Here is an 11,214-nt window from a genome sequence, read left to right on the forward strand (position 1 = left end):
TAATAATTCCTGAAATAATCAAAATAAATATCTATCTATAATTATGACTACTAACCTGAAAGATTTTTTAGAAGCTTGTGAACAACTTGGAACTTTACGTTTAATTGTGACAAGTAGTGCTGCAGTATTGGAAGTTAGGGGAAAAATTCAAAAGTTATTTTATGCTGAACTTCCTAAAGGTAAATATGCTAATATGCACGATGATATTTTTGAGTTTCATCTGAATATGGATCTGATTAAACAGGTAAAGTTTGAAACTGGGGAAGCAAAACGGGGAAATTTTACTACTTACGCAATTCGTTTTTTAGATAGTGAAAGTGAAGTGACTTTGAGTGCATTTTTGCAATGGGGAAAACCAGGAGAGTATGAACCTGGACAGGTGGAAGCTTGGCAAGAGTTGAAGGAAAAATATGGTGAGGTTTGGGAACCTGCACCAGTAGAAAGTTTGGAAAATTGAGTTAATTTTTTTGGCTTTGCATAGAATATAGTTTTTTTGCTGGCCTTTCAGCACATCCTGAATTTGTCTAATACAGCGCTTGTCAGATTAATGACCTCAAATTATAGAAAAAAAGCATGATTTCCTGGAAACCATGCTTTTTTTATTTATCAAGATATATATAATAGCAGTCGTTATTACTGTTAGGAAATTATCACGCCTCTCAAGTTGAGTCACAGTAAGAATTTAACTTCTAACTTCTAACTTATGACTTCTGATTACCCTCTGATAATAAAGTCATCAACTTCAAGTAATGCTTGATTACTCAAAGTTGCAAACTGACCCCCATCACCAAAACCATTAGCACTACCATTGGGGTTGTAGAATAACCCACCATTAGTTCTGTTGTAGACAATTACAGCATCAGAAGTTGCAGCAGCATTATTATCAGTAACAGTCGCAAAATCTACCTCTATATCATTAATAGCTGTAAATGTATTTCGAGCCAAGAGGATTTTATCTTGACCAACAACAAAATCAGTAATTTCATCTACACCAATATCATCAGAATCAAATTCCTGATTTGTAGCAAAGATGAAACGGTCAATACTCGCTCCACCAGTTAAGATATCATCTCCGGGACCACCATTGAGGCGATCGCGACCTTGACCACCATTCATCTCGTCGTCGCCATCTCCACCAAAGAGACGGTCAATACCAAGACGACCTGCTAAAGTATCATCACCATCTTGACCATACAGGGAGTCATTCCCGCGACCGCCAATAATTGAGTCGTTGCCATCATTACCTACCAGGGTATCATTGCCAGCAAATCCAGTAATAGTATCGTTACCAGTACCACCATTGAGCCTATCTGCTTGGGGAGTACCTGGAATAGACTGGTCTGGGTCAGGAGGTGGGAAAGTAACTTCTTCTATGGTTGTGGCGATCGTATTGTTTGATTCGTCAGTTTCAATGGTACCATCAAAGATGTCAATGACCATACCAATCTGATAATCTGTGTCCTCATCCCAATCAAACTCATCTAAAGTAGGCAGCAAAATAGTTTGGGTAAACTCGTCGGTACTACTGTTCCCAGGCAAATCTTCTATGAAGGTAAAATCAAGTGGCAGGAAGTTTTCGGGTAGGTCAATATTATCATCCTCAGATAAGTAGAAGTCTAGCAAAACCTCTGCAGCAGTATCTGGGTCAAGATTAGCATCGGATAAGAAAAAGTCTACATCAAATCCAGTAGCATCATCACTACCATTGTTGTCTACAGAAAAGTCAACATCAATCAACTCACCAGGGCGAACTTCTGGTGAAGTAATTTCCAGTAATTGACTAGATAGGTCGATATCATTCGCAAAGGTGGAGAGAAACACTTCCAGGTTAATATTACCAACTTCACCATCAAACCCATCTACTGCTATGTTGTAAGTTTCGCCTGCGACTACATCAAAGATAATCTCACTTTGGAGACCAAAATCTACACTATCATCACTGCTAGCTACTTCAGTTAATTCAGCAAGGGTAGAACCAGTGTAAGCTGCTAGTATGGTGTCAAAGTCGCTACCATCAGTGTTAATGGTTACAATACCAGAGTCGGGGGCAGTATAAGTCCACCACAGAGATGCACCACCATCGTTTCCAGCATGAGCTGGCTCTCCTGGTTCGCTAGTAGCACCCTCGTTCCTGCCTGTAAAAATATCAGTATCATTTAAAGAAATTCTGTTGGCAAAGTTATCGTTGGCAAGAAGATCCGTCTGTAACGACAAAGCTAACTCAACATCTCCTGCTTCACCATCGAACCCATCCACTGCAATTTTATAGTTAGTTCCAGCTTCTACTGCAAACATGATTTCACTTTGCGTTCCAAATCCACCGTCGTCATTGCTGGCAACTTCGGTTAACTCCTGGAGAGAAGGACCTGTGTAAGCTGCCAAAAGTGTATCAAAATTGCTATTAAAGGTATTGATATTCACTAATCCTGATTCGGGCGCTGTCCAATTCCACCAGATGGAACTGCCACCATCGTTTTCTGCATGGTTAGGTTCACCTGCTTCTTTGGAGGCGTTGACGTTACTCGCAGTTGCAGTATCAGCAATACCAGTCAGAGTAGCACTGTCAGCAAAATTATCGTTGGATATGGGTGTTGTTTGCTGGAGTAAATCTAGAACAATATTGCCCTGTTCGCCCAAATATCCATCTACGGCAATTTTATAGTTTGTGCCCTCAAAAGCTTCAAAAGTTACCAGACTTTGTAATCCCTCACCAGCATCATCGTTACTGGCAACTTCAGTTAGGTCTGAGACAGAATCACCTGTATAAATTCCTAATACAGTGTCGAAATCACTACCGTTAGTTGTTATAGTGACTAGACCAGATGTGGGTGCTGTCCAATTCCACCAAACGGAGCTGCCTCCATTTTCTTCAAGCTCATTTTCCGCATGAAGAGGTTCTCCATCTTCAGTGGTAGCATCAAAGTTGAAGGCTTCAACGTTAGCAGAAGAACCAATCAATGGAGAACTGTTTGAGAAGTTATCGTTTCCTACCTCTGTTGTTGTTTGTAAAAGGTTGAGGACAATATTCCCTGTCTCGTCAGAAAATCCATCCACTACAAAATGGTATGTGGTTCCTTCTGCTGCATCAAAAACAATTTCACTTTGGAGGAAGTTTGAGGCGCTGTCGTCGTTGCTAGCAATTTCAGTCAGGTTTGAGACAGAATCACCTGTATATGCAGCTAATACAGTATCAAAGTTACTGCCGAAAGTATCTACAGTTGCTTGCCCAGAAGTAGGAGCAGTCCAACTCCACCATACAGAATTATTCTCTCCTTCCTCAGAAACGCTAGCTGGTTCTCCTTGCTCAGAAGTTGCATTGTTGTTTGTACCATTGACGGTGCTTGATATACCGGAAATAGGGTTGCTATTTTGGAAGTTATCATTTTCGACTCGATCTGGTTCCAGTTCTAATGCCGCAGCTAAGTCAAGTCTGGGTTTAGTAATTCCATTCCGGTGGTCTTCAACTGGTGTGCCACTATCGAGCAATCGTTGCAGAATTTGGTCGGGAGTTTCATCTGGGAAGGCTTCACTCAAGACAGCAACTGCACCTGCAACATGAGGTGCTGCCTGAGAAGTGCCACCTTGTGATATACCTCCAGCAGTAATATAGTCCCCTGGTGCTAATATGTCTAGAAATTGGGCACTGTTGGAAAAAGGTGTTACTCGATCTATAATTGCGTTCTCAATTGTGCCATCGACAAACTCAAGGGTACCTGTGAAGTCATACACTGCACCAACAGATACTCCACTTTCGATACCTGCAGGGAATCCCAGTCCATCTGTAAAGTAGTCATTCCCAGAAGCCAAAATAGGAAGAATTCCTGCCAATCTTGCACTAGTAATTGCTTGAGCCCAAGGATCATTATCATTCGCAGGAATTGGATTTTTTATCTTGGTATTGTCTGGACCAAGACTCAGGTTCATGGCCTTAATATTGTACTCATCTTTGTTCTCAATTACCCAATCAATTGCCGCAAAAACATCATTATCTTGAAAAGTATTTTGATTTCTAAAAACATCCAATGCCAAAATATCAGCACCTGGTGCAACTCCGGCAACAATAGCACTAACATTGGTTCCATGACCGTCATCATCTTCAAAACCATCATCAGGGCCAAAGTCTTGGGCAAATACTACTCGTCCCTCCAATCCTGGAGCATTTGTTATTGCCCCTGTATCCAAAACAGCAACAGCTGTACCTTCTCCAGTAAATCCGTTTGCTACTGCTTGCGGTTGATTGATTAAGGGTAGACTTTGTTGTAGCAATGGTTGAAATGTTTGGGGAACTGATGCTTGTAAAACATCAGGATTTTCTAACAGTTCCGTCAAAGGTACTTCCGAATCAAATCGAATGAAAGAAGTTGGTAGGTGTGAATAATCTTCTATGACTTCAAACCCTGCTTGTAAACTAGAGAGTACCTCTGTTTTTAATTCTGTCAGCAATTCAGATTTGTAGTCCAGATATACATCGCTACCTGCCTCAAATTCCCCCTGTTGTATTAAGGTTTCTACGAGTGCATCTATTTCAGCACTATCAAATGAAACAAGAAGTTCTTGGGATTTCCCATTGGCAAACCCTCCTATCACATCCTCCGATACTTTCTCGGATATGGGAGTATCAGTAGATTTTTGCCCTGAAATTTTATCTACAGTTTGACTCATTATTTAGTTAGTTTTCAAAGATAAAAAAAGAATAACGTTAAATCATATCATTTTTTTTTTATTTGTCAATAGCTCAAACAAAAAAAGTTTTTGTTTGTAGTAGTGCTCTAGCCCATTAAATATCTATCTGGCGGGCTAGAGCAATACTACGAGCTTTAATTATAACTATTCAACCGAACATGATAGCACTACGCATTAAGGTTAGGAAATTCCTCATTGTAGGGGCGAATGGCTATATTGTAGGGGCGAATGGTCATATTGTAGGGGCGAATGGTCATATTGTAGGGGCGAATGGTCATATTGTAGGGGCGAATGGTCATTCGCCCCTACTAAATTCTGAATTCCAATTACCCTCTGATAATAAAGTCATCAACTTCAAGCAATGCTTGATTGCTCAAAGTTGCAAACTGACCGCCATCACCAAAACCATCAGCACTACCATTGGGGTTGTAGAATAACTGACCGTTACTTGTGTTGTAAACAATTACAGCATCAGAAGTTGCAGCAGCACCTGTAACAGTAGCAAAATCTACCTCTATATCGTTTATAGCTGTAAATGTAGTTCGATCCAAGAGAATTTTATCTTGCTCGACAACAAAATCAGTAATTTCATCAATGCCAAGATCGTTAGAATCAAATTCCTCATTTGTAGCAAAGATGAAACGATCAATACTCGCTCCACCAGATAGGGTGTCATCTCCCGGACCACCATTCAGGCGATCGCGACCTTGACCACCATTCATTTCATCGTTGCCTTCTCCACCGAATAGATGGTCGAAACCTTGGCGACCTTCTAAGGTATCATCGCCATTTTTCCCATAGAGAGAGTCATTACCACGACTACCAATAATGACATCATTGCCATCCCGACCATTGAGAGTATCATCTCCAGCTAGAGCTACGATCCTATCATTTCCGAAGTTCCCTCTCAGACGGTCATCGTTAGGAGTACCAATAATTTCTTGAGGAGTTGTATCAACAATAGTAACCTCAGCAACTTGATTTTCTTCGTCAACAACATAACCTTTTTCTGCTATCAATTCAATAGTTGTGGTTTCATCATCCTCGACTTCATCATCGGGAATAGTTGTCCAAGTAACAGTCGCGGTAGTTGCTCCTGCATCAATAGTAATTGCGGAGCGTGGGAGTTCATCGCCAACGGGATCTAATTCTTCTAGGTTAGAAGCATTTTCTAACTCAGGAAGTTCTATATCACCGAAGGCATTATCAGTATCTGTCTCTGACCAAACTACCCGTAGACCTCCTGTTGGAGCTGGTTTACTTAAATTGAAAGTGAGAGTGTATTCTTCTTCATTTTCAGTAACAATTTCTGGTTCCAGGTTAATACCTACTGTTGGCAAAATAGGGTTAACTACAAATTCACTCACTACCTCTAACTGACTGTTAATTATTGCTTGTGGGTTCTCTAATAATTCATCCTCTGTATAGGGTTCGATACCATAAGTAACCACTCGCAACTGTTGAGTCTCGGCATCAATTTCAAATTCCGTCCAACCATAAGTGTGAGTGGAAATGTAGTCACCCTGAATAAGGGTAGCATCAATTGCACCCTCGGCAATTTCTAAATTATTGTTTAGACCAATGGGATCGTAACCAAGAGGAGAGATGGCATCATTGATGAGTTGTTTGATAAAATCATCTTTGTCATTAAGCTGACTGTCACGATCGCTTCTAACTGGTAAGTTATCATAGAAAGCTAATTGTTCAGGACTCAAGGCGTCTAATGCAGCAGCAGTTTCAATCAAACTCGGACCGAATGGAGGGTCAAAGGAAACTGGACCAGTGGTAATTTCAAAAGCATTCAGTGGAATTTGTTCCCCGCCAAATTCTTCTTGATAAGTTATGTTGTTAACAACAGTACCGTGAAGGTCTGCTGCCACGAATACCACGTTATCAATATTATTATCATCGATAAATTTGAGAATTTCTGTCCGTTCGGCAGCATAACCTTCAAAACGGTCGGATGCAGCAGCAGTTCCTAAATTTTGAATTGGTTCCGGCACCATGACAAATTTCCAGGTAATGCCGTCATTTTCTGCCTGGAGTAAGTCGTTTTTCAGGTCTTCTAGTTGAACCTCTCCTAAAATTGTGCGGTTGGAGTCAAAGGAAGCTTCTATAAATGCTTCTTCTGTTACTTCACCAACTGCTGGTAATGCTTGGTCGCGGAAGGAACGAGTATCTAAAACAAAGGTGGCGGCATCATTGCCATGAGTATTGAAACGATATAATTGTCGTTCTCCTGCGGTGCGGTTTTCTCCTGTGTCTCCATAAAATTCATCTCGCAAAGGATTAAATTCTTGGAATGCCTGTAAACCATTTTCATAGAGTTGAGTATCGTTAATTAACCCTGTTGTTTCTGGGAAGCGGGGGTCAGTATTTGCAGGGGCACCACCGGAGAATTCGTCAGTAACTTCACTGTCGTCTATCGTAGCAAAAATTGATGTGGTAGCACGGAGGTCTGCCCAGGCATTTTCGCCGAAGCGATCGCTATATACTTCTTCATGTTTTGCCCGAAATTCTTCTATAGTTTCTGCTTGTGGTTTTGGTACTGCTGGCGAAGCACCATCAGCAAAAATTGTGTCGCCATGTAAAACGAAGAAGTCTAAGTCTGCTTCATCAGCATTGGCAATGGCAGGATAGGGAGCAAGTTCGCCACGCCAGTCTCCGGCGACTCCAAATTTTAAACCGTTTATACTTCCTAATTCGGCAGCAGTTTCAAATTCTCCTATTTCTATGGAACCTGCGGCATCGGTGACTCGATAATAATATTCAGTGTCGGGGTTTAATTCTTCGATATTGACTTTTGCTGGAGCATCTGTCAGGTTGCTATTAACTGTTTGAATAATGTTAGTAAAGTCAGAATTTGTAGCAACTTCAAATGTTATTTCTCCAGGGGTGTTACTATTTGCCCATAACACTGTTGAAGTTTGAGTAGTATCTCCACTAGCAATACCATTAATTAGACTGTCTGATATTTCCCTAGGATTAAAACTAAAACGGTCAATTTTTAGAGGTTCTTCAAAGGCATTAGCAACATTTTCCCAAGGGATAAATTTAAAGTTAGTATTGAAGTTTTGAATTTCTCCATCTTCTGGATCTTGCAATACTACTTCTGGTTCATTTGCACCGTCTTGAACTACCAATAAACCGTTGGGATAATTGTTACCTAAAGGCACATTAATTACATCAGCACCATCAGATTCTTCTGCTCCATCAATATTGGCAAAATCTCCTATAAAGAAGTTACCAATAAATTCATTATCACCTTGGCGATCGTAGACAGCAAAAGTATTATCTCCCTGACTAGAAGCTAATAAATAACCATTACCATTATCAGCATAATAAATAGTTAAACCTTCTACATCTGCTTGAATATTTTCACCAACTTCATCAACTAAAGTTCTTTCCGTACTAGCATTAGCTTCTGCATCAAATTTCCATATTCCGAAGTTTTCTTGACCAGCATAAAGAATTCCTAATTCTCGGTCTACAACCATTCCTTCTACTTGAGCGTCATCCAATTCTCCACCATCTGGAATAGGTACAGTTAGACGACGAACTTCTGAGGCACTGACTGTTCCATTTTGGTTAGTTGTTAACTCTAATTGAGCAATTTGATTACCATCTCGCTGACTAACATAAGCGTAAGTTTCCCCAGTATTTGGATTAGTATAAGTTGCTAATCCATAAGCAGTTTTTTCCCCATCATCTATACCAAAAATTGAAGCTGGGGGGTTGCTAAGATTGGCAGCAGTAATATTAGTAAGTTGACGAGTTTGAGGGTCAATACTCCAAATTGCTAAAGTATCATTTTCGCGGTCAGTTGCTACTGCTAAATCAACTGTTTCATCTCGTATTTGGAAGTCATAAACAATATCGACATTGTTGTAGCGAATATCCCCAGGAGTTTCAGGAGAAATTTCTTGTAAAAGTTGACCGTTTAAACCATAAACTGCTAAACCAGCATCTTTTAATGTGCTAATAACTAAACTTTGGTTGGGGTTATTAGGATGTACATAAATTGCTGGGTCGTCTGCATCAGCACCAGTTTCAGTTCTGATTAAATTTGGGGTTTCATCTGTAGGGTTAACAGCAGGAATAGTATCAATATCTAGGGAGAAACCTAAGAATTGAGTAACTTGATCTGCACCGAAGTTATTATCATTAACTACCACTAAAGATTGAGACCCATCTGGCAAAACAGGTCCGAATGTCATACCCTCATCATTATCTAAAGTAATGCCTAAGTCTGCAAAATCTAGTAATAGTCGTTTTTCTGCTACTGCATCAACATCAAATAATTCTCCATCGGGGTCATTTGGATTAATTAAACCGTCAAAATCTTGGATATTTGTTGTGTTTTGTAACTGAACTTCATAGAGACGAATATTATTACCAACTCCTGAAGAAAAAGACCTTTCTAAAGCTAGTAAAGTGTCAGTATTATCTAGGGCGAGTAATTCAACTAAACCATTAACAGCAAAATCATCTGCTGGTACTGGAGCATCAATAATAGGGTCAACAAAATAGAGAAATTCTTTGACAACTTCTCCTGTTTCTAAATCGTATTTAATAATCCGAGAAGTACCCTCATTTTCTAGGGTAGAAGTTGAACCATCTTGCAGTAAAGTATTTTCGGTTGCTGTGTAGAGAAAACGTTGATTAGGAGTAATTGTTAAACTTTCTAAACCAAGGTTATCTCTGATGCCTTGAGTACCATCTTCATTCGCCAAAAATTTATCTGGAATTGTTAACTCATTTAATTGTTCCCCTGTTAGAGAAAATAGATTAATAAATGGGTCGATATCGTTAAAAGTAATTGCTTCTGAAGATATGAATAAATTCTCACCATCAAAAGCAATTGCTTCTGGGTCAATTCCATTTTCTGGGAATGGTACTCTATCCTCATTTAACAGAGTAGTAAAATCTGTAAATTCTACATCTCCATCATCAAGAGTACCATCACTTAAATCAATATCAACAGTATAAAAGCGGGCATTATTTCTTTCACTTCGGTCATCAGAAATAGCATAATAAATTCCTTCTACTTTGTTGTAAGTAATGCCAGAAAGACCGCCTACTTCTGTACCTGCAAAATCAAATCCACTCTCAAATTCTACATCACCAATAAATTCAATATTAGTTACAGTTTTACGATTTTCACCAGTAACATCTGCCCAAACTAAACGATGGTCTGAACTAGGAAAAGGAAAGTCTCCTACTAATGGAAATAGAGTGTCATTTTCAGTCGGCCAAAAAACAGCAGCATCAACTATTTCTTGATTTTCTGAAGGCAAAACATAATCAACTCGTAAATTGCCAGAAGTACCAGTTGCATCATTAAAATCTGCTGTATCAAAAGCAGGGTCGCCTAAGTGATTTGCACTTTCTCCACCTTGACGGTTTGTAGCAGCAACTCCCCCTACACTATCAGGAATTACTGAAGTATTCACTAGGGGATTTTCTAATAGTTGATCAATGGCATTGTTGAAACTATCACCATCAAATGGGTCGGCATTTTTGTCTCCCATAATCACAAAATAATTACCAGGATTTAAGCCTCCAAAATTGCCTTCATCATCATAAATATAATCTCCTTCTCCAGGAGTAATATAATCTGCCCAAAACCGAATTTCATCGTGATTTATTCTACCATTTCTATCTTCCTCTCCATCAAAAACTGGAGGTGTAGGATGACTAGCTAAAACATGAATTATTTCTCCATTAACTTCTATCGGCACATCCCAATGACTTTTAGAAGAAAGAGGAAATACTTCTAATTCTGCTTCTGAATACCAATCATTAGGTTGGGGTGTTTCGAGATTATCTGGTAATAATGCTCCTGGCATATCTTGCCAAAGAAAGTTTTGGAAAGTTCTTACTTTCTCTTCCACAATGGGATATTTTGAATATAAAACCATTGCAAATTGACCGGGAAAATTGCCAAAACCAAGGGCATCATTTCCATAACCATTTGCACCTGGAGTTGTAACTATTTCCCCATTATTATCTAGGTCAAAACCAGAAGCAATACCTGTATTTGAAGGGGCAAGATATACGAAGGGATATTCTACAGGATCTACTCCATTTTGACTTATTTCTAAATAGTTATCTCGGAATAGATCGGCAGCTATTCCTTCTGCATCAAAGTCAAATTCATTAACTAATAAAACATCAGGGTTGACTCTTTGAATAATTTCTGCTATTGTTTGTGCTTGTTCGTTTTGTGGTGTTGAAAGGTCTTGGATTAATTGACCTGATTCGTTGCGGTTGAGGGATGCGTTGAAGGTGGCAAAGCGGACTTGATTTGACATAAATTTAGAAACCTTAAATTACTTACAGTCATAATCGTAATCGGATTATATAGGTTTTGGGTTAAGTTATGCTTATGTTTATGTTAATTTTTGTTTATTGGTACAATGTAATACTAATTTGATAAATGTTTGCTATCCTTTCTTGAGTAGGGGAGAGTTCATTAATTGATAATTAATAATGGATAATTGATAATTACCTCTGGTTAAAACCGTTACG

At 39.3% G+C, this 11,214-nt stretch carries 4 protein-coding genes; 1 reads left to right on the forward strand and 3 read right to left on the reverse strand.

Annotation, left to right across the window (positions count from 1 at the left end):
• Positions 1–43 precede the first annotated feature (43 nt).
• On the forward strand, positions 44–457 hold the full coding sequence (locus ACP6PK_RS15055; protein WP_426560421.1) for a ChuX/HutX family heme-like substrate-binding protein: 414 nt from the start codon (positions 44–46) through the stop codon (positions 455–457).
• Between the two features lie 257 nt (positions 458–714).
• Here the strand turns inward: ACP6PK_RS15055 and ACP6PK_RS15060 are convergent, their stop codons facing one another.
• The 3 genes from ACP6PK_RS15060 to ACP6PK_RS15070 form a co-directional block, all read right to left on the reverse strand.
• Positions 715–4,662: a S8 family serine peptidase gene (locus tag ACP6PK_RS15060; protein ID WP_426560423.1), complete on the reverse strand. Its 3,948-nt coding sequence runs from the start codon at positions 4,660–4,662 to the stop codon at positions 715–717.
• 188 nt (positions 4,663–4,850) lie between these two features.
• Positions 4,851–4,982, reverse strand: a complete 132-nt coding sequence (locus ACP6PK_RS15065) for a hypothetical protein (RefSeq protein WP_256386695.1) — start codon at positions 4,980–4,982, stop codon at positions 4,851–4,853.
• A 27-nt stretch (positions 4,983–5,009) separates the two neighbouring features.
• Entirely contained in the window at positions 5,010–10,997 is a 5,988-nt protein-coding gene (locus ACP6PK_RS15070) for a phytase (protein WP_426560425.1), read from the reverse strand.
• Positions 10,998–11,214 lie beyond the last annotated feature (217 nt).

This window comes from Dapis hubbardiae BLCC-M172, assembly GCF_050016015.1.
Classification (GTDB): domain Bacteria; phylum Cyanobacteriota; class Cyanobacteriia; order Cyanobacteriales; family Microcoleaceae; genus Trichodesmium.

Bases quoted from the DNA above. Each gene is read 5' to 3' on its own strand.
- ACP6PK_RS15060 (WP_426560423.1), bottom strand. From the start codon at position 4,662: ATGAGTCAAACTGTAGATAAAATTTCAGGGCAAAAATCTACTGATACT.
- ACP6PK_RS15055 (WP_426560421.1), top strand. From the start codon at position 44: ATGACTACTAACCTGAAAGATTTTTTAGAAGCTTGTGAACAACTTGGA.
- ACP6PK_RS15070 (WP_426560425.1), bottom strand. From the start codon at position 10,997: ATGTCAAATCAAGTCCGCTTTGCCACCTTCAACGCATCCCTCAACCGC.
- ACP6PK_RS15065 (WP_256386695.1), bottom strand. From the start codon at position 4,982: ATGACCATTCGCCCCTACAATATGACCATTCGCCCCTACAATATGACC.